This is a genomic window from Streptomyces sp. NBC_01381, from assembly GCF_026340305.1.
In the GTDB taxonomy this organism is placed as follows: domain Bacteria; phylum Actinomycetota; class Actinomycetes; order Streptomycetales; family Streptomycetaceae; genus Streptomyces.
The window spans coordinates 494130-512949 of record NZ_JAPEPI010000001.1; the positions used below are offsets into that span (position 1 = coordinate 494130).

General features: G+C 71.5%; 18 protein-coding genes. 14 read left to right on the forward strand and 4 right to left on the reverse strand.

The features are described from left to right. Positions 1-13 precede the first annotated feature (13 nt). Entirely contained in the window at positions 14-733 is a 720-nt protein-coding gene (locus OG453_RS02415; protein WP_266864021.1) for a response regulator transcription factor, read from the forward strand. Then, positions 733-2082, forward strand: a complete 1350-nt coding sequence (locus tag OG453_RS02420; RefSeq protein WP_266864023.1) for a HAMP domain-containing sensor histidine kinase — start codon at positions 733-735, stop codon at positions 2080-2082. Before OG453_RS02415 ends, OG453_RS02420 begins: the two co-directional genes overlap by 1 nt. Here OG453_RS02420 and OG453_RS02425 read toward each other — a convergent pair. Further along, positions 2012-2827 carry a VTC domain-containing protein gene (locus OG453_RS02425; RefSeq protein WP_266864025.1) on the reverse strand — a complete coding sequence of 272 codons (816 nt, stop codon included), beginning with the start codon at positions 2825-2827 and terminating at the stop codon, positions 2012-2014. The genes OG453_RS02420 and OG453_RS02425 overlap by 71 nt on opposite strands. Continuing rightward, the gene (locus OG453_RS02430; protein WP_266864027.1) at positions 2824-3507 is read right to left on the reverse strand and encodes a DUF4956 domain-containing protein; all 684 of its coding nucleotides are present in this window, start codon (positions 3505-3507) and stop codon (positions 2824-2826) included. Before OG453_RS02430 ends, OG453_RS02425 begins: the two co-directional genes overlap by 4 nt. A 162-nt stretch (positions 3508-3669) precedes the next feature. Between OG453_RS02430 and OG453_RS02435 the strand changes: the two genes are divergently transcribed. The 3 genes from OG453_RS02435 to OG453_RS02445 all read left to right on the forward strand — a co-directional run bounded on the left by OG453_RS02435 (position 3670) and on the right by OG453_RS02445 (position 6717). Next, the gene (locus OG453_RS02435; protein WP_266864029.1) at positions 3670-4266 is read left to right on the forward strand and encodes a DJ-1/PfpI family protein; all 597 of its coding nucleotides are present in this window, start codon (positions 3670-3672) and stop codon (positions 4264-4266) included. Next, a complete protein-coding gene (locus OG453_RS02440; protein ID WP_266864031.1) occupies positions 4263-4772 on the forward strand; it encodes a MarR family winged helix-turn-helix transcriptional regulator in 510 nt (169 codons plus the stop codon). The genes OG453_RS02435 and OG453_RS02440 overlap by 4 nt, the downstream gene beginning before the upstream one ends. Positions 4773-4851: 79 nt before the next feature. Beyond that, a complete protein-coding gene (locus OG453_RS02445; RefSeq protein ID WP_266864033.1) occupies positions 4852-6717 on the forward strand; it encodes a serine/threonine-protein kinase in 1866 nt (621 codons plus the stop codon). A 57-nt stretch (positions 6718-6774) separates the two neighbouring features. Here the strand turns inward: OG453_RS02445 and OG453_RS02450 are convergent, their stop codons facing one another. After that, entirely contained in the window at positions 6775-8058 is a 1284-nt protein-coding gene (locus OG453_RS02450) for an adenylosuccinate synthase (RefSeq protein ID WP_266864035.1), read from the reverse strand. A gap of 154 nt (positions 8059-8212) precedes the next feature. Between OG453_RS02450 and OG453_RS02455 the strand changes: the two genes are divergently transcribed. The 5 genes from OG453_RS02455 (at position 8213) to OG453_RS02475 (ending at position 13035) form a co-directional block, all read left to right on the forward strand. Next, positions 8213-9106: a diacylglycerol kinase family protein gene (locus tag OG453_RS02455; RefSeq protein WP_266864037.1), complete on the forward strand. Its 894-nt coding sequence runs from the start codon at positions 8213-8215 to the stop codon at positions 9104-9106. 587 nt (positions 9107-9693) lie between these two features. Then, on the forward strand, positions 9694-10212 hold the full coding sequence (locus OG453_RS02460) for a toxin-antitoxin system HicB family antitoxin (RefSeq protein WP_266864039.1): 519 nt from the start codon (positions 9694-9696) through the stop codon (positions 10210-10212). 97 nt (positions 10213-10309) lie between these two features. Continuing rightward, positions 10310-11158 carry a DUF4097 family beta strand repeat-containing protein gene (locus tag OG453_RS02465; protein ID WP_266864041.1) on the forward strand — a complete coding sequence of 283 codons (849 nt, stop codon included), beginning with the start codon at positions 10310-10312 and terminating at the stop codon, positions 11156-11158. Between the two features lie 78 nt (positions 11159-11236). Next, positions 11237-12247, forward strand: a complete 1011-nt coding sequence (locus OG453_RS02470; RefSeq protein WP_266864043.1) for an ATP-binding cassette domain-containing protein — start codon at positions 11237-11239, stop codon at positions 12245-12247. Next, positions 12244-13035, forward strand: coding sequence for an ABC transporter permease (locus OG453_RS02475; RefSeq protein ID WP_266864045.1), 792 nt, complete (start codon positions 12244-12246; stop codon positions 13033-13035). The genes OG453_RS02470 and OG453_RS02475 overlap by 4 nt, the downstream gene beginning before the upstream one ends. A gap of 15 nt (positions 13036-13050) precedes the next feature. Here the strand turns inward: OG453_RS02475 and OG453_RS02480 are convergent, their stop codons facing one another. Then, positions 13051-13554, reverse strand: a complete 504-nt coding sequence (locus OG453_RS02480; RefSeq protein ID WP_266864047.1) for a GbsR/MarR family transcriptional regulator — start codon at positions 13552-13554, stop codon at positions 13051-13053. Between the two features lie 105 nt (positions 13555-13659). Here OG453_RS02480 and OG453_RS02485 point away from each other — a divergent pair, with 105 nt between their 5' ends. The 4 genes from OG453_RS02485 to OG453_RS02500 all read left to right on the forward strand — a co-directional run bounded on the left by OG453_RS02485 (position 13660) and on the right by OG453_RS02500 (position 18809). After that, complete coding sequence (locus OG453_RS02485) at positions 13660-14580, forward strand: ABC transporter ATP-binding protein (protein WP_266864049.1); 921 nt, start codon at positions 13660-13662, stop codon at positions 14578-14580. Beyond that, the gene (locus OG453_RS02490; protein WP_266864051.1) at positions 14577-16193 is read left to right on the forward strand and encodes an ABC transporter permease; all 1617 of its coding nucleotides are present in this window, start codon (positions 14577-14579) and stop codon (positions 16191-16193) included. Before OG453_RS02485 ends, OG453_RS02490 begins: the two co-directional genes overlap by 4 nt. 685 nt (positions 16194-16878) lie before the next feature. Then, on the forward strand, positions 16879-18144 hold the full coding sequence (locus OG453_RS02495; protein WP_266869679.1) for a sensor histidine kinase: 1266 nt from the start codon (positions 16879-16881) through the stop codon (positions 18142-18144). Further along, the gene (locus tag OG453_RS02500; RefSeq protein ID WP_266864053.1) at positions 18141-18809 is read left to right on the forward strand and encodes a response regulator transcription factor; all 669 of its coding nucleotides are present in this window, start codon (positions 18141-18143) and stop codon (positions 18807-18809) included. Before OG453_RS02495 ends, OG453_RS02500 begins: the two co-directional genes overlap by 4 nt. The last annotated feature ends 11 nt before the right edge of the window (positions 18810-18820 follow it).

An 18820-nucleotide genomic window follows, 5' to 3' on the forward strand; every position in this document is an offset into this window, starting at 1 on the left:
CTACGGTGGTTGTATGGCCCATCTTCTCGTCGTGGAGGACGATCCACAGCTGCGCGGCGCCCTCGTGCGCGCCCTGCGCGACAAGGGGCACGCCGTAGCGACGGCGCCCACCGGCATGGCGGGGCTCGACGCGGCGGTCACCAGCAGGCCCGACCTCGTCGTGCTCGACCTCGGCCTCCCGGACATCGACGGCGCCCAAGTCCTGCGTATGCTCCGCGCGGTCAGCGACGTACCGGTCATCGTGGCGACGGCCCGCGACGAGGAGCCGGAGATGGTGTCCGTCCTGGAGGCCGGGGCCGACGACTACCTCGTGAAGCCTTTCGGCGCCGCCCAGTTGGACGCCCGCGTCAAGGCCGTGCTGCGGCGGCTCGGTGCGGACGAGGTCGAGGAGCCCCTCCACATCGGCGGTCTGGCCATCGACCCCGCCGCCCGCGAGGTCTCCCTGGACGGCGCCACGATCGACCTCACCCCGCGCGAGTTCGACCTCCTCGCCTACCTGGCCCACCGCCCCGGCCAGGTGGTCTCCCGCCGCGAACTCCTCGCCGAGGTCTGGCAGCAGCCCCTGGGCGGCGCCGACAAGACGGTGGACGTCCATCTCTCCTGGCTCCGCAGAAAGCTGGGCGAGACGGCCCAAGCGCCCCGCTACCTCCACACGATCCGAACGGTGGGCGTCAAGCTGACGCCCCCGGACGACCCGCAGTCGCGAGACGCCCAGGACCCAGAGGCCGGCTGATGCGCCGCCGTCTCCTGCTCCTCACCGCCGCCACGACCGCCCTCGTCCTGACCGCCCTCCTCGTGCCGCTGACCCTCCTCACCCGCACCCACGCCGCCGACCGGGCCACGGCCGAGGCCACCGCCCGCGCCCAGTGGGTGGCCCATGCCCTGGGTCCTGCCCTGGCCACCGCGGCCGAGCGCGAGACCGCCGAGCAGACGGTGGAGAGCGTCAACACCCCTGGTCTGCCCGCCACTTCACTCATCCTGGGTGACGGGTCCCGCATCGGGCCGCCCGTGGCGAAGGGCACGCCTCCCGTCACCGACGCCATCCGTCTCGCCCGCACCGGTCGCGCCTTCACCTACGAGCCCTCCACCGGGGGCCGCCAGGTCCTGGTCCCCGTCCAGGGCGCCGAAGGCGGCACCGCGGTCGTCCAAGTCACGCTCACCCAGCGCCAGTTGTACGCGGGGATGATGACGTCCTGGCTCGTGCTCGCCGGGATCGGGGTCGGGCTCGTACTCATCGGGCTGCTGCTCGCCGACCGGCTCGGCGCCCGTCTCGTCGGCGCCACCCGCCGCCTCGCCCGCACCGCCGACCGCCTCGCCGCAGGCGACCTCACCGCCCGCGCCACCCCCGAGGGTCCGCCCGAACTCCGCCTGGTGGCAGGCGAGTTGAACCGCCTGGCGGCCCGCATCGACGAACTCCTAGCCGCCGAGCGCGAGAACGCCGCCGACCTCGCCCACCGCCTGCGCACCCCCGTCGCCGCCCTCCGCCTGGACGCCGAGACCCTGCGGGACACGGAAGAGGCGCACCGCATCGCCGCGGATGTCGCCGCCCTCGAACGCAGCGTCGACGACGTCATCCGCAAGGCCCGCCGCCCCCTCCGGGACACGCCGCACGCCGACCTCGCATCCGTGGCCCGCGAACGCGCCGCGTTCTGGCTGCCGTTGGCCGAGGATCAGGGCCGTACGACCGAAACGGAAACCCCTGAGGAGCGGATCCCCGTGCCCGTCCCCGAGGACGAGCTGGCCGCCGCCCTCGACGCCCTCATCGGCAACGTCCTGGACCACACCCCCCAGGGCACCGCCTTCCGCATCACCGTCCGCATCACCGCGCAGGGCACCGCCGAACTCACGGTCGCCGACGAAGGCCCCGGGCTCCCCGCGACGTACGCGGCCGAACGCGGCACCAGCGGCGGCGGCTCCACCGGGCTCGGCCTGGACATCGCCCGCCGGACCGCCGAGGACGCGGGCGGCACGTTCGCCACGGCGGACGCCGCCCCCGGCACCCGGGTCACCCTCACCTTCCCCCGCGCGCCGCAACCCCCGCCCGCGGGAACGCGGTCCGCACCGCACGCGCCCACCGGTTGATGCCCAACTCGGGCCGCAGGGCGGCGAATCCACCGCAGTACTTGGTGAAGTCCGCGGCCCGCACCCCATACCGATGTAGAACCCGGTCCGCCTCCGTCAGATGCCCCTGCGTCTTGGTCTCCACGAGCACGAGACCGCGGTCCGCCTCCACCGTCCGGCCCGTGGCCATGTCGCGCACCACGAGCCCCGCGTCGCACGTCACCCGCTGCCCGTCGGCGACGAACGTCGCCCGCTGGTACTCGGTGACCAGCGCCTTCGTCAGACCGCCCGGCGCCTCGATCCCGTACGAACCCCTCAGCACTCCCGCCAGATAGCCCTGCCGTGCGGCATCCAGGACGTGGTCGTCGCCCTCCAGACGCTGCCGGTGCTTGACCGTCTCGCCGCGCCCGCTCTTCAGCTTGATCTCGAACTGCCGCTCCCCGCTGTCCTGGTAGAGCCGCTCCCTGATGCGGTAGCGCAGCCGCCGCCCCTGCCGGTGCTCGTGGAAGGTAAGGAGTTCAGGGGTGTCGTAGTACGTCGAGTGGTAGCCGAACCAGCGCTTGCCGCCGATGCTCAGGGCCCGGAAGGGGCCCGAGGGGCGGCGGGGATCCGTGAGCAGCGCGGCCAGGTCCTCGAATATCTCGACCGGTACGAGATAGCTGTTGTCGTAGCGGGCGAGGAGTTCCGCCCGCGCGTTCACCTCGTCAAGCGCGATGGGGCGCGCGGCGAGCGCGGCCCTTCCGATGGCGCGTACGGCGGGGTTCACACGGTCTCCTTCTGGTGTGCGGGGGCAGGCGTGCGGGACCGGGTCGTGCGTCGTCGTTGTGCTGTACGTACCCCTGCGAACTCCCCGGGCCGCCCGGAAGGTTCCGGCTGCCGGAACCGGACTTCCACAACCATCAGGTCGCGTACGTAGTCGACCTCCTGGACCGTCCAGCCGAGCGGCTCCCCCAGGCGCCGCGCGAGCTCGGCGCGCAGCGCGGTCTCCTCCCGGTACACGGCGTCCAGCGTGACGACCGTCCGCCGGTCACCGGCGTACAGGCGCGGGTGGTCGGCGACGTACATGACCAGGAGCAGGACGGCGGCGAGGCCGCTCGCCATCGGCAGCGAGAGCGCGGGAAGGCCGCAGAGCAGGCCGAGGACGAGGGTGATGAAGTAGTACGCCACTTCCTGGTGCTGCACCGCGTCCGAGCGGAGCCGCACGATCGAGAGCACCCCGAAGAGCCCGAAGCCGAGCGCGAGTCCGCCGTCGCCGCCGGCGCTCGCGAGGGCCGCGACGACCGCGAACAGCGCGACGTTCAGGGCGAGATAGGCGGGGACCAGCTCGCGCCTGCGGTGCCTCGGATAGAAGACGCCGAAGGTCAGCAGGGTCACGGCCACGAGGTCGAGGCCGAGGTGGGCCGCGATCTGGCCGGTCTGTTCGAGGGTGGTCTGTGTGCTGTCCATGACCGGGACGCTAGGGAAGGGCGGGTTAACGCCGCCCCTGCCGGAAGTTAACCCGCGCGGCCCGCCACACAGACCCCTCTTGACAGCATGCTGTCGTTTTGACAGCATGCTTACGTAAGCACAGCACGGAGAACGGCAGCCGAATCAGCGGAGGTACTGCTCATGTCCCGCAAGCCCGTACACCTGGCCGTCTACGACACACTCGCCGACTGGGAGCCCGGTTACGCCACGGCGTACCTCGCCCGCACCGGACACGAGATCCGCACGGTCGCCGCCGGTTCGCCCGACACCGTCACCACGGTCGCCGGCGTACGCATCAAGCCCGATCTGGACCTCGCCGAACTGCGCCCCGAGGACAGCTCGCTGCTGATCCTGCCGGGCGCCGACCTGTGGGACACCGGCGACGACCTCGCCCCCTTCGCCCGTACCGCACGCGCCTTCCTCGACGCGGGCGTGCCGGTCGCCGCGATCTGCGGGGCCACCGCAGGGCTCGCCCGTGAGGGGCTGCTCGACGACCGCGCGCACACCAGCGCGGTGTCGTTCTATCTCGCGGCCACCGGCTACAAGGGCGGCGAGCGGTACGTCGACGCGGACGCCGTCACCGACGGCGACCTGATCACGGCGGGCCCGACCGAGCCGGTCGCCTTCGCCCGCGAGGTGCTCGGGCGGCTCGGCGCCTTCGAGGGCGAGAAGCTGGACGCCTGGTACCGCCTCTTCCACGACTCGGACGCATCCGCGTACGAGGTGCTCGAGTCGTGAGCACGGACCAGGACCGGGTGCGGGAGCAGCAGGACCTGTTCTCCCGCACCGCGCTCGGAGTCTTCAGGCTCAACGGCCAATTCCTCTCGGTGGCAGAGGAGTTGGCCAGGCCGGGCGGGCTCACCGCCGCCTGGTGGCAGGTGCTCGGCGCGGTGCTGCGCGAACCCCTGCCGGTCGCCGGGATCGCCCGCGCGATGGGCATCACCCGGCAGAGCGTGCAGCGCATCGCCGACCTCCTGGTGCGCCGGGGCCTCGCCGAGTACGTGCCGAACCCGGCCCACCGCCGCGCGAAGCTCCTGCGCCCCACGGACGAGGGCCGCGCGGCCGTCGCGAAGATCGGCCCCGGTCATGCGGAAGTGGCGGCGCGCCTTGCGGCCGCGCTCGGCGAGGCGGAATTCGCCGAGACGGTAAGGGTGTTGGAGCGACTCTCCCGGGCGGTGGCACAACTGGAAGACGATGCCGTGGCACAACTGGAAGGCGATGCGGAACCCGTTACGGAGCCGTAGCAGACAGTCAGCCCCACCCCGTCCCACGACCGCACTAAACTCGATTCGTTGCACACCAAACGGGGGAGGTCGCGCGGCGATGGAGAAGCTCGGGCCCGGGGATCCACAGCGAATAGGCGTCTATCGGCTGCTCGCTCGGCTCGGCGCGGGCGGGATGGGGCACGTCTATCTGGCGCGCTCCGACCGCGGGCGCACGGTCGCGGTCAAGCTGGTACGCGAAGAACTCGCCGAGCAGGAGGAGTTCAGGAACCGCTTCCGGCAGGAAGTGCAGGCGGCCCGGCGGGTCGGCGGCGCGTGGACGGCGCCGGTGCTCGACGCGGACACCGAGGCGGCGATTCCCTGGCTGGCGACGGGATACGTCGCGGGCCCATCCCTGCAGAGCGTCATCTCGCAGGACCACGGCCCACTGCCCGAGCGCTCGGTCAAAATCCTGGCGGCCGGTCTCGCCAACGCGCTCAAGGACATTCACGCGGCGGGCCTCATCCACCGCGACCTCAAGCCGTCGAACGTCCTGGTCACGATCGACGGCCCCCGGGTCATCGACTTCGGCATCGCCCGCGCCCTGGAGACGGTGACGGACGGCGGCCTCACCCGCACCGGCGCGCTCGTCGGCTCCCCCGGCTTCATGGCACCCGAGCAGGTGCGGGGCGACCGGGTCACTCCGGCGTGCGACGTGTTCTGCCTGGGCTCGGTCCTCGCGTACGCGGCGTCGGGGGCGCTGCCCTTCGGCACGGCGAACAGCGGCGTGCACGCGCTGATGTTCCGTATCGCGCAGGAGGAGCCCGACCTGTCGGCGCTCCCGGAGGAGCTGGCCGAGCTCGTCGCCGACTGCCTCCGCAAGACCCCGGCGGACCGTCCGACGCTGGAGCAGATCCTGGAGCGTACGGGCGCGGAGGACACCCTCGGCGACGGCGGCCGCACGCGCGACCCCTGGCTGCCGGGGGCACTGGTGGCTCAACTGGGCCGCCACGCCGTGCAGTTGCTGGACACGGAGAACCCGGACGAGAGCTCCCCCGTCTCCCTCGCCCCGCCGAAGGAACTGACGAAGGGAGCGGCGGCCGCGGAGGCGCCGGCCGCACCGGCCGCCACGCCCGACAACCCGCCTGCCGACGACACCCCGCCCCCACCGGGAAAGCCGGGCGAGGCCCCGCTGGACCACCTCCCCACCATGATCTCGGGCACTCCGCCCCCCACACCCCCGCCGGGCCCGTCGTACGGCTACCCCCAGCAACACCCCCAGCCCCAACACCCCCAGCCCCAAATCCCACCCGCTGCTCCCTACGGCTACCCACAACAGGCCGGATACGGCCCCACGCCTCCCTACGGCCCGGTCGTGACCCCCATGGCCGAGCCCCCGCGCCGCAGCGGCCGCTCGACCGCCGCGCTGATCGCGGTGGCGCTGATAGTGGCGATCGGCGCGGGCGGCGGCGTGTACGCGGTGATGAAGGGCGAGGGCGACGCGAAGGCGGGCGGCGACAGCTCCAAGTCCCCGACGTCCAGCGCCCCTTCGGAGCAGGGCACGCCCTCGGAGGATGAGTCCTCGGAGCCCGAATCGCCCCCCACCTCCGCCGCGGACGAGAAGAACGAGGACGGCGAGGTCCCGGAGAAGATCCTCGGCACCTGGAGCGGCGCCATCGAGAACGACCTGGGCCACAACTCCCGTGAACTCGTCTTCCAGCAGGGCGAGATCGGCGACACGGTCCTGTCGATCACGGCGGACGGCCCGACGGACACGGGCGGCACGTACCACTGCGTGTTCCAGGGCAAGTTGGAGTCGGCGAGCGGAAACACCCTGCGCATCGGCCCGACGGACGTCGTCGTCGGCCAGCCCGCGTCCTCCTGCAAGGCGGGCACGGCGAGCACGGTGACCCTGCTGTCGGACGGCCGCCTGCACCGGGAGAACACGGGCACGGACAAGGGTTTGACGTACGAGAAGGACGGCTGAACGCGCGTCGCCCCGGCCCGCTGAAGCGGACCGGGGCGACGTAAGACAAAGCCCGTACTAGATGAACGAGTTGATCTCGATCGTCTCCGTACGGCCCGGGCCCACGCCGATCGCGGAGATCGGGGCGCCGGACATCTCCTCCAGGGCCTTCACGTAACCCTGCGCGTTCTTCGGCAGGTCGGCGAAGGTCTGGGCCTTGGTGATGTCCTCGGACCAGCCGGGGAGGTACTCGTAGACCGGCTTCGCGTGGTGGAAGTCGGTCTGGTTGTACGGGAGTTCCTCGACGCGCTTGCCGTCGATCTCGTACGCGACACAGACCGGGATCTGCTCCCAGCCGGTGAGGACGTCGAGCTTCGTCAGGAAGAAGTCCGTCAGGCCGTTCACGCGGGTCGCGTAGCGGGCGATCGGGGCGTCGAACCAGCCGCAGCGGCGGTCACGGCCGGTCGTCACACCGCGCTCGCCGCCGATGCGGCGCAGGTCCTCGCCGTCCTGGTCGAACAGCTCGGTCGGGAACGGGCCCGCGCCGACACGCGTGGTGTACGCCTTGAGGATGCCGATGACCCGGCTGATCTTCGTCGGGCCCACGCCCGTACCCGTGCAGGCGCCGCCCGCGGTCGGGTTCGAGGAGGTGACGAAGGGGTACGTGCCGTGGTCCACGTCCAGGAGCGTGCCCTGGCCGCCCTCGAAGAGGACGACCTTGTCGTCGTCGAGCGCGTTGTTGAGGATCAGGGTCGTGTCGGCGACGTACCGCTTGATGTTCTCGCCGTGCACGAGGAGCTGCTCGACGATCTGCTCCGCCTCGATCGCGCGGCGGTTGTACAGCTTCGTGAGGAGCTGGTTCTTGATCTCGAGCGCCGCCTCGACCTTCTGCTGCAGGATCGACTCGTCGTAGAGGTCCTGTACGCGGATGCCGGTGCGGTTGATCTTGTCGGCGTAGGTCGGGCCGATGCCGCGCCCCGTCGTGCCGATCTTCCGCTTTCCGAGGAAGCGTTCCGTCACCTTGTCGACGGTGACGTTGTACGGCGTGATGATGTGCGCGTTGCCGCTGATCAGCAGCTTCGACGTGTCGACGCCGCGCTCGTTCAGACCGCTCAGCTCGGAGAGCAGGACCGACGGGTCGACGACGACTCCGTTGCCGATGACAGGCACGCAGTCCGGGGAGAGAATCCCGGAAGGGAGGAGATGCAGCGCGTACTTCTGGTCGCCTACGACGACCGTGTGGCCGGCGTTGTTGCCGCCCTGGTAGCGCACTACATAATCCACGGAGCCACCGAGCAGGTCAGTGGCCTTTCCCTTGCCTTCGTCACCCCACTGAGCACCGAGCAGCACAAGTGCGGGCACAGGCGTACACCCCTTCCGGGCGGGGCATGTCCAAGGTCAGGGGCCGTAGCCGCCATATGGGTGTGCCTTGGATGCTGCCCCGGAATAGACGAAGCCCCTGGCGCAATAGCGCAAGGGGCTCTTGCACAAAGATGCTACCCGAGGAAGGACGGACGTGTCGGCTCGCGACCAGCTGCTAGTCGTCATCGACCCGGTCGCCCGGCGCACGGACGGTGAGTCGGTACGGATCGCGAAGGATGTGCTCGGCGCGGCCGCCGCCGTCCGGGTCTGCCTCCCCGATGGCCCCGAGGATTTCGCGAAAGCGCTGGCCAGGAGGGGTGCGAGGCGTCTGGTGGTGGTGGGTGACGACCGGACTCTGGTGCGGGCCGTGGCGGTCCTGCACCGGGAGCGGGAGCTGGCTTCGTGCTCGCTTTCGGTCGTTCCTGTGGGCGCCGCACAAGTGCTCACACGGGCGCTCGGAGTGCCCTCCGGGGCGGTCGCGGCGGCGCGGGCGGTGCTCGAAGGGGTCGAGCGGCGGCTGGATCTGCTGGTGGACGACCGGGACGGGGTGGTGCTCGGGGAGCTGCGGATTCCGCCCATTTCTGGCGTGGGCGCGGCTGCCGGGGCGGGGGCCTCTTCTGGCGAGGGGGCCGCCGGTGAGGGTTCTGGCGGGGTGGCGGATGCCGATGGGCACCATCCGTGGCTCCGCAGCTGCCAGTCCTTCGTACGCACCCTCGCGTCCCGTCCCTCGCGGCCCTCGCGGGTGGCGTCGGTGCCGGGGCCCGCGCCGGCGCGGCTGCGGGTCGAGGCGGACGGAGTGCTCGTGGTGGACCTGGACCAGCCGGTCGAGGGCGTCTTCCTGACCCCGGGGGACGGGGGCTACGCGGAGGTCGAGGTCCGCCGTGCGTCGGTGGGCGCGGAGGCTGCGGCGCTGCGGGTGCGGGCCCGGACGATCACCGTGTCCGGGGCGGATTTCCGCTACCGGGCGGACGCGGTGGTGGCGGGGCCGGTACGCACCCGGACGTGGACCGTGCGGCCGCGGGCGTGGGGGCTTACGTTGCCGAAGTGATGGGGGTTGGGCGGGCGCGGTTTCCCCGGGTGGGGACAGTGGCAGGGCGGTCCCGGTCATGCCGCCTCGGGTGGGCTCGGGCAGCGGCTGCCGGCGCGGCGGAAGAGGGGTTGACCACCCAGCGGCCGCGGGCGCCGCACATGAACTCGCGCTGGTGCGTTTGCGCATGAGGTGCGCGCCGGTCGCGTCGCCGGTGACACGTCCGTGTGCAAGCCGACCTTCTCGCGACAGCACAGGGCATCCGCGACGCCGGGTGGCGCGGCTTGGCGCCACCGGCATCACATGGCATCCACACCGTCAGGTGAGCGCCGCGAGTGGCACGCGCGGGTGGGGCGACTCCCGCGGCACGGCGCCCGTGGCACGACGCTCCTCGCACGACTTGATGCCATCCGGCGCCACTTGGCGCCACCCGGCGCCATCCGGTGCCACCTCGCGCCCCTATAAGCACATGCGCGGGCGCGGAAACGCCGCCAGCCACGCCCCCTTGCCCGCGTTTCCGCAGGTCAGACCAGCTTCCCTCAACCTCACCCCACGCGGGGTGCCACCAAAGCTTGCACATGGCGCCACTGTGGTGCCATGATGGCGTTATGGACCTCACCCCGTACGTCGACACCCTCCGCCGCGAACTCGCGGTGGCCGCCGAAGCCGGCGGCGACGAAGCCCGCGAGCTGGCCGAGCGGCTCACCGCTCCCCTGGAGTCGGCGACCCGGCTGACCATGCTCAACGTGCTCTCCGCCGCGATGGACGAGATCACCCGTGACCTCGCCCCCGGCTCGGTGGACGTACGGCTGCGCGGGACCGACCCCGACTTCGTGGTGACACCGCCGCCCACCTACGGCAGCGCCCCCGAGGAGCCCGCCGCGCCCGTCGAACCGTTCACGCCCCCCGCCCCGGTCGACAGCGAGGACAGCGGCACCGCCCGCGTCAATCTGCGGCTGCCGGCCCACCTCAAGGCGCGCGCCGAGGAGGCCGCGGGCCGCGAGGGCCTGTCGGTCAACGCGTGGCTGGTGCGGGCGGTGTCGGCCGCGGTCGACGGCGGCACCCGGCCGCGTACGCCGGAGAAGGCCCAGACGGTCGGACAGAGCTTCACGGGCTGGGTGCGCTAGCCGCGCGCCCCTGCCCGCACCCCTTCACCTCACCAGTTCACTCACACCACGTCCCACCAGCGGGGACGCCCTGAAGACCCAAGAGGACGGGACAGCCATGCCTTCTTTCGACACTCCCGAACCGATCTCGGTCACGGCGCACGTGTACGCCGGGTCCATCCAGTTCACCGCTGCCGACCGCGTCGACACCGTCGTCGAAGTACGGCCCCGCGACCCGAAGAAGGACCTGGACGTCCGGGCGGCCGACCAGACCGAGGTCGCGTACGCCGGAGGTGCCCTGACCGTCAGGACGCCCAGGGCCAATCTGCTCGGCCGCGTCGGCACCGTCGACGTGACGGTGGAACTGCCCGCGGGCTCGGACATCGACGTGTCCGGCGCCGCGGCCAGGCTGCTCGGCGAGGGCCGGCTCGGCGAGGTCCGCGTGAAGACCTCGGCCGGCGACGTCCGCCTCGACACCACAGGACCGCTGCAGATGAGGGCGGCGCACGGCACGATCACCGTCGACCGGGTCGAAGGCCTGGCCGACATCACCAGCAGCACCGGCAACGTGCGCGTCGGCACCGTCGAAGGACCCGCCGTCCTGAAGAACTCGCACGGCACCACGACCGTCGGCACCGTGACCGGCGAACTGCGGGTGAGCGGCGCCAACGGGTCCATCGACATCGCGCGCGCCGAGTCGTCGGTCACCGGCACCTCCACCAACGGCGTCCTTCGCGTGGCCGAAGTCGCCCGCGGCACCGTCCAGTTGAAGACCTCCAATGGCTCCATCGAGATCGGCATCCGCGAGGGCACGGCCGCCTGGCTCGACGTCAACTCCAACCGCGGGCAGGTGCGCAACACGCTCACCTCCTCCGAGGCCCCGGCGCAGACCGAGGACACCGACACCGTCAAGGTCCACGCCCGTACCAGCTGGGGCAACATCGACATCCGTCGCGCCAAGGCCTGACACCACCTCTTCACCCGGCCTCAACTCGCGCGCTCCCCCTGCGACTTCCATCCCCACAGCCTTCGAACGGGAGGGCCCATGCCTTCTTCTGTCATGCCCACATCACATCAAGCGGACGGTCAGCTGCCCCCGGCCGCCGTCTCCACCGTCGGTCTGCGCAAGTCGTACGGCGACAAGACCGTGCTCGACGGCATCGATCTCCACATCCCGGCCGGGTCCGTCTTCGCGCTGCTCGGACCCAACGGCGCGGGCAAGACCACCGCCGTGAAGATCCTCTCCACGCTCATCTCCGCCGACGGCGGACAGGCCCAGGTCGCGGGCCATGACGTCGCCGCCTCCCCGGACGGGGTGCGGGCCGCGATCGGCGTCACCGGGCAGTTCTCCGCCGTAGACGGACTGATCACCGGCGAGGAGAACATGCTCCTCATGGCGGATCTGCACCACCTGTCCAAGCGCGAGGGGCGGCGGGTCGCCGCCGAACTCCTTGAGCGCTTCGACCTCGTCGACGCCGCCAAGAAGCCTGCCCAGAGCTACTCCGGCGGCATGAAGCGGCGCCTCGACATCGCCATGACCCTGGTGGGCAGCCCGCGGATCATCTTTCTCGACGAGCCGACCACCGGCCTCGACCCGCGCAGCCGGCACAACATGTGGGGCATCATCCGCGAGCTGGTCTCCGACGGCGTCACCGTCTTCCTCACCACCCAGTACCTCGAAGAGGCCGACGAACTCGCCGACCGCATCGCGGTGTTGAACGACGGGAAGATCGCCGCCGAGGGCAGTGCCGAGGAGCTGAAGCGGCTCATCCCCGGCGGACACATCCGCCTCCGCTTCACCGACCCCGCCGTCTACCGGTCCGCCGCGGACGCCCTGCACGAGGCCACCTGTGACGACGAGGCGCTGTCCTTGCAGCTGCCCAGCGACGGCAGCCAGCGTGAACTGCGCGCCATCCTCGACTGGCTGGACGCCGTCGGCATCGAGGCCGACGAGCTGACCGTGCACACCCCCGACCTCGACGACGTCTTCTTCGCCCTGACCGGCAGCACCGACAAGAGCAACCAGGCCGACCAGGCCAAGGAGGCCGTCCGATGACCCCCATGACCCTCGCCGTGCGTGACTCGTCCACGATGCTGCGGCGCAACCTCCTGCACGCGCGGCGCTATCCGTCCCTCACGCTGAACCTGCTGCTCACGCCGGTCATGATGCTGCTGCTCTTCGTCTACATCTTCGGCGACGTGATGAGCGCCGGCCTCGGGAACGGGGCTGCGGACCGGTCCGACTACATCGCGTATCTCGTCCCGGGCATCCTGCTGATGACCATCGGCGGCACCACGATCGGCAGCGCGGTGTCCGTCGCCACGGACATGAACGAGGGCATCATCGCCCGCTTCCGCACCATGCGGATCCACCGCGGGTCGATCCTCATCGGGCACGTCGTCGGCAGCGTGCTGCAGTGCGTGCTGAGCGTGCTCGTCGTCGGGGCCGTCGGCCTCGCCATCGGCTTCCGCTCCGTGGATGCCACGGCGCTCGAGTGGGTCGCGGCCCTTGGGCTGCTCGTGCTGTTCTCCCTCGCGTTCACCTGGATCGCGGTCGGGATGGGCCTGATCAGCCCGAACGCCGAGGCGGCCAGCAACAACGCGCTGCCGCTGATCTTCCTGCCGCTCGTCTCCAGCACCTTCGTGCCGGTCGACGCGATGCCGGGCTGGTTCCAGCCGATCGCCGAGTACCAGCCGTTCACCCCGGCCATCGAGACGCTGCGCGGACTGCTCCTCGGCACCGAGATCGGCCACAACGGCTGGCTCGCGATCGGCTGGTGCCTGGCCCTGACCGTGCTCGGCTACTTCTGGTCGAAGGCGTCCTTCAACCGCGACCCGAAGTAGCACGACCCGCAGGTGTCAGGCGCCGAAGAGGGACTGCCGGTGCACGCGCCAGCGCTCCATCATTCCCTCCAGTTCTGACTGGACGAACTCGAAGAAGGCCAGCGTCTCGGCGAGCCGGCGCCCCGCGGGGGTGTCGGCTCCGAGGCTTGAGACGCCGTCGCGCAGGGCGTCCTCCCAGCGCTTGAGGACCGCGTCCCGGTTGCCGAGCGCCTCGTACCACTGGTTGCTGTGCACCCTGAAGATGTCGCGCCGCGAGCCGGGCTCACGCTCGCGGGCGACCATGTGCTGCTGGGAGAGATAGCGCACCCCGCCCGACACCGCGGCGGGGCTGATCCGCAGCTGCTCGCCGAGCTCCGCCGAGGTCAGCGCGCCCGAGTCCGATGCGAGGAGCGCCGCGAAGATCCTCGACGGCATCCTCGGCATTCCGGCCTCGACCAGCTGGGCGGCGAACTTCTCGACGAAACGCGAGTGGACCTCCGCGTCGCGGGCGGGCTCCCCCGGTGCGGGCTCGTTGGGCATGTGCCGATCATCTCCCCTGTCATCTCCCCCGTACGTGCGAGCACTGCCGAGTTTATACGCTTCCTTAACTTCACAACTTTGTGAAAGTAGCGTACGTTCAGAAACATGACGAAGGCAATCACCGTCTCCGGACTGCACAAGTCGTTCGGACGGACGCACGCGCTCGACGGTCTCGACCTCGACGTCGAGACCGGCGAGGTCCACGGCTTCCTCGGCCCCAACGGCGCCGGGAAGTCCACGACCATCCGGGTCCTGCTCGGCCTGCTCCGCGCGGACTCCGGCGCCGCCCAGCTCCTCGGCAAGGACCCGTGGAGCGACGCGGTCGAGCTGCACCGGCGCGTGGCGTACGTGCCGGGCGACGTCACCCTGTGGCGGAACCTGTCCGGCGGCGAGGTCATCGACCTGTACGGGAAGCTGCGGGGAGGCCTCGACAAGGCCCGGCGCGCCGATCTCGTCGAGCGGTTCGAACTCGACCCGACGAAGAAGGGGCGTACGTACTCCAAGGGCAACCGGCAGAAGGTCGCCCTCGTCGCCGCCTTCGCATCCGACGTCGACCTGCTGATCCTCGACGAGCCGACCTCCGGACTCGACCCGCTGATGGAGGAGGTCTTCCAGAGCTGCGTCGAACAGGAGCGCGACCGGGGGCGGACGATCCTGCTCTCCTCGCACATCCTCAGCGAGGTGGAGACGCTCTGCGACCGCGTCAGCATCATCAGGAAGGGCCGGACCGTCGAGACGGGTTCGCTTGCCGACCTGCGGCATCTGACCCGCACCAGCGTCACCGCCGAGCTCGCGGGTCCGCCCAACGGGCTCGCGCACCTGCCCGGCGTGCACGACGTCGACGTGACGGGGCACCGGGTCAAGCTTCAGGTCGACACCGACAAGCTGGACGCGGTCCTGCGCTCGCTCACCGACTCCGGGATCCGCTCGCTCACCTCGACGCCGCCCACGCTGGAGGAGCTCTTCCTGCGGCACTACCAGGACGACGTACGCACCGCCGGTGCCGAAGGGGCGGTCGCGCGATGACCGCCCTCGCCGACGCTTCGGCGTTCCGGACCCGGCACGCCGGGTCGCGTCAACTCGCGGGCACCGGCGCCCTGTTGAGGCTCGCTTTGCGCCGCGACCGGGTCATGATGCCGGTCTGGGTGTTCGTCGTCGCGGTCATGGTCCTGTCCATGCCGGGCTCCCTGGAGTCGGTGTACGGCACCGCGGCCGAGCGCGCCGACGCCATGGAGTCGATGAACGCCAACTCCTCGATGCGGGCCATGTACGGTCCGGTCTTCGGGGACTCCATCGGCGCGCTCTCCGCCTGGCGCATCGGCGTCTACGCGGGGGTGCTCGCCGCGGTGATGAGCCTGATCATCGTCGTACGGCACACCCGCGAGGAGGAGGAGACCGGCCGCCAGGAGATGGTCTCCGCCGCGATGGTGGGCCGGCGGGCGCCGCTGACCGCCGCGCTGCTCGCCGCGTTCGTGGCGAACGCGGCGGTGGCGCTCCTGATCACCGCCGGGATGGCCGGGCAGGGCGCGGGCGGCGCGCTCGCGCTCGGGCTCGGGGTGGCGGGCACCGGCATGCTGTTCGCCACCATGGCGGCGATCGTCGCCCAGCTCACGGAGAGCGCGCGGCTCGCCAAGGGGCTCACGTCGGCGGTGCTCGGCACGGCGTTCGTGCTGAAGGCCGCCGGTGACGCGGGCACTGCTCGTGGCTCCTCCGCGCTGACCTGGGTCTCGCCGCTCGGCTGGCTGGAGAACCTCCGCGCGTACGCCGGTGAGCGGTGGTGGGTGCTGCCGCTCATCGCCGCCGCGATCGTGGCGCAGGGCGCCGTGGCGTACGACCTCGCGGGCCGGCGTGACGTCGGCATGAGCTTCCTGCCGACCCGGCCGGGGCCCGCGACGGGCCGGCTCGGCACGGCGGGGGCGCTCGCCTGGCGGCTGCAGCGGGGCGGCGTGCTCGGCTGGACGCTCGGCTTCCTCGTCGCCGGTGTCGTCTTCGGCGGGATGGTGGACGGGGCCGCGGACATCGTCGGCGACAACCAGAACACCCGCGACATCATCGAGCGGATGGGCGGCCAGGCGGGCCTCACGGACGCGTTCCTCGCCACGCTGGCCGGCATGCTGGGCATGATCGCTTCTTTGTACGTCGTCGCTTCCGTGCTGCGGCTGCACGGCGAGGAGACGTCGCAGCGGGCCGAGCCGGTGCTCGCGGGCGCGGTGGGGCGGCTGCGGTGGGCCGGGGGCCACCTGGTCATCGCCTTCGGCGGTGCGCTGGTTCTGATGCTGGTGGGCGGTCTCGGCCTGGCGCTCGGGTACGGGCAGGACTTCGGCCCCGTGCTGGGTGCGTGCCTGGTGCAGGTGCCGGCGATCTGGGTGCTCGGCGGGCTCGCGGTACTGCTCGTCGGGGCGTTCCCTAAGGCGGCGGTGGGGGCGTGGGGCGTGGCCGGGGTGTGTCTGGCGATCGGCTGGATCGGCCCCGCGCTTGACCTCCCGGGGGCGGTGCTGGACCTCTCCCCCTTCGGCCACCTTCCGAAGCTGCCGGGCGGGGAGATGGGGTGGGGTCCGGTGCTGGTTCTGCTGGTGCTGGGGGCGGGGCTGGTCGCCGTCGGGCTCGCGGGGTTGCGGCGCAGGGACATGATCAGCTGACGCCGGCGTCCGCGACGTGCGGCGCCCCCGGGTCTGTAGCGGAACCCGGGGCGTCGCACTGCCCCGCGGCCCCACTGCCCGAACGGGCCTTTCCCACCCACCCACCCGATCACCCCGCAGCCCAGCCCTGCACGAACAAGCCTTTCCCTCCCACCCACCCGATTGCCCCGCAGCCAGCCCTCCACGAACGGGCCTTCCCCTCCCACCCGCCCGATTGCCCTGCGGGGTGAACGGGTGGGTGGGCGGGGAAGATCCGCCGCGAAGCGGCGGGACAGAAGCCGCCGGGCCGCCCGCCACACAGCCAGCGCCGGGCAGGGGAGCCGGGAGGGTGAGCCGGCTGCGGGGTGATCGGGCGGGTGGGCGGGAAAGATCCGCCGCGAAGCCGCGGGACAGAAGCCGCCGGGCCGCCCGCCACACAGCCGCCGCCGGACAGGGGAGCCGGGCTGCGGGGTGATCGGGTGGGTGGGTGGGGAAGATCCGCCGGGAAGCGGCGGGACAGTCAGACGGGACCGGGATGGCGGCGGGGCCCGAGGCCGCAGGCCAGCGCGTAGTACCTGCGACGGACCCCCAGGAACCCCTCCCGGTGGGGACGACCCCGGTCTGAGGGCCCCGTACCTTCGTAAGCGTGACTGACGCGACCAAGACCGCCCCCGGCAGCAACCGCAGCCCGGAGTTCCGCCTGGCCATGGACGCTCTCGGGGGGCTCCGCCAGGACCTCTTCCGGGACGCCTTCGCCTACCGGCCGCTGCAAGAGATGCGTACGGACGGGCCGGTGACCCGGCGGCTTCCGGCCCGGATACGCCGGTACGCCGGCTGGACCCCGCACGCGGCGGTCTGCACGGCCGCCTTCTTCACGTTCATGCTGTCGTACGCAACGGACTCCCTCGGCCTCGACTACGTGATCACCGGCCTCATCCCGGCCGTCGCCGTAGTCATGACCCTGGTCAGGCCCGTCGGCGCCTGGTGGGTCATGATCGCCAGCACGCCCTTCGCCGGCGCCCTCGGCGGCCACTGGGACGGCTACCCGTGGCCCGCGGGCGTCTTCCTCGCGCACCTCACCGTGATGACGGTGATCACCCTGCGGACCCGTCCGCGCACCGCCGCGTGGATGTGGACGGGCACGGCGGCGTACGGCATCGCCGCCGAGGTCTTCCTCAGCCCGGGGTACACCACGAACCTCCCGGAGATGCTCTTCTTCTCCGCGCTCGCTCTCCTCGCCGCGTCCCTCGTGCACATCCGCCGCGAGGCCAAGCGCGAGGTCAGCGTCCAGCGGACGGTCACCGCGATCGAGCGCGACAAGCGCACGCTCCTGGAGGAGCGGACGACGATCGCGCGCGAGCTGCACGACGTGGTCGCCCACCACATGTCGGTGGTCGCCATCCAAGCGGAGGCCGCGCCCTACCGCGTGGAGAACCCGCCGCCCGAGCTGGAGCAGGCGTTCGTCACGATCCGCGAGAACGCCGTGGCCGCGCTGACGGAGCTGCGCCGCGTCCTCGGTGTCGTACGCGCGGAGGACTACGAGGCGCCGGACGCCCCGCAGCCCACCCTCGCCGACCTCGACCGGCTCATCGCGAACGTCGACGAGACGGGCCTGAGCGTCGAGAAGATCGTCACCGGCGCGGTCCGCGAACTCCCGCAGGGCGTCGAGCTGTCGGCATACCGCATCGTGCAGGAGGCCCTCAGCAACACCCTTCGGCACGCACCCGGCGCCACGGCCCGCGTCGAGGTCGGCTACGTCCTGGGCGGCCTCGGCCTGCGCATCGTCAACGGCCCGGCGACCGGCCTGGTCAAGCCATCCCCCGGCGCCGGCCACGGCATCACCGGCATGCGCGAGCGCGTCACGATGCTGAACGGCGAGATGACGGCGGAGGAGACCGAGGACGGCGGCTACGAGGTCACCGTGTTCCTGCCCGTAGCCTCCGCGTCGGAGCCCACCGGAGGCAAGGAATGACGATCCGCGTACTGATCGCCGACGACCAGATGATGGTCCGCGAAGGCTTCTCCGTACTCCTGAACGCGATGCCGGACATCGAGGTCGTCGGCGAGGCGGTCAACGGCCGCGAGGCGGTCGACCGCGTCCGCGAACTCGCCCCCGACGTCGTCCTGATGGACATCCGCATGCCGGTGCTCAACGGCATGGAGGCGACCCGCGAGATCATCGCGTCGGACGGCGACTCCAAGGTCCTGGTGCTCACCACCTTCGACCTGGACGAGTACGTGTACGAGGCGCTGCGCGCGGGCGCATCCGGCTTCCTGCTCAAGGACGCGTCGGCACGCCAGCTCGCCGACGGCGTCAGGGTGGTGGCAGCGGGAGAGGCTCTCCTCGCACCCACCGTGACGCGCCGCCTGATCAACGAGTTCTCCCGGCTCGGCGAGACCCCGCGCCTCTCGGCGGCGGTCCAGGCCCAGCAGTACGGCGAGCTGACCGAGCGCGAGACGGAGGTCCTGGTCCTGATCGCGCAGGGCCTCTCCAACTCGGAGATCGCCTCGCGCCTGGTGGTGGCCGAGTCCACGATCAAGACGCATGTGAGCCGCATCCTGGTGAAACTGGGCCTGCGCGACCGCACCCAGGCGGCGGTCTTCGCGTACGAGGCAAGACTGGTCACGCCGGGCTGACCCGGCTACCG

Excerpts from the sequence above, each read along its gene's own strand:
- OG453_RS02490 (WP_266864051.1), top strand. The coding sequence starts at position 14,577 with ATGACCGCCCTCGCCGACGCTTCGGCGTTCCGGACCCGGCACGCCGGG.
- OG453_RS02495 (WP_266869679.1), top strand. The coding sequence starts at position 16,879 with ATGGACGCTCTCGGGGGGCTCCGCCAGGACCTCTTCCGGGACGCCTTC.
- OG453_RS02480 (WP_266864047.1), bottom strand. The coding sequence starts at position 13,554 with ATGCCCAACGAGCCCGCACCGGGGGAGCCCGCCCGCGACGCGGAGGTC.
- OG453_RS02500 (WP_266864053.1), top strand. The coding sequence starts at position 18,141 with ATGACGATCCGCGTACTGATCGCCGACGACCAGATGATGGTCCGCGAA.
- OG453_RS02470 (WP_266864043.1), top strand. The coding sequence starts at position 11,237 with ATGCCTTCTTCTGTCATGCCCACATCACATCAAGCGGACGGTCAGCTG.
- OG453_RS02430 (WP_266864027.1), bottom strand. The coding sequence starts at position 3,507 with ATGGACAGCACACAGACCACCCTCGAACAGACCGGCCAGATCGCGGCC.
- OG453_RS02435 (WP_266864029.1), top strand. The coding sequence starts at position 3,670 with ATGTCCCGCAAGCCCGTACACCTGGCCGTCTACGACACACTCGCCGAC.
- OG453_RS02415 (WP_266864021.1), top strand. The coding sequence starts at position 14 with ATGGCCCATCTTCTCGTCGTGGAGGACGATCCACAGCTGCGCGGCGCC.
- OG453_RS02485 (WP_266864049.1), top strand. The coding sequence starts at position 13,660 with ATGACGAAGGCAATCACCGTCTCCGGACTGCACAAGTCGTTCGGACGG.
- OG453_RS02420 (WP_266864023.1), top strand. The coding sequence starts at position 733 with ATGCGCCGCCGTCTCCTGCTCCTCACCGCCGCCACGACCGCCCTCGTC.
- OG453_RS02465 (WP_266864041.1), top strand. The coding sequence starts at position 10,310 with ATGCCTTCTTTCGACACTCCCGAACCGATCTCGGTCACGGCGCACGTG.
- OG453_RS02445 (WP_266864033.1), top strand. The coding sequence starts at position 4,852 with ATGGAGAAGCTCGGGCCCGGGGATCCACAGCGAATAGGCGTCTATCGG.
- OG453_RS02475 (WP_266864045.1), top strand. The coding sequence starts at position 12,244 with ATGACCCCCATGACCCTCGCCGTGCGTGACTCGTCCACGATGCTGCGG.
- OG453_RS02460 (WP_266864039.1), top strand. The coding sequence starts at position 9,694 with ATGGACCTCACCCCGTACGTCGACACCCTCCGCCGCGAACTCGCGGTG.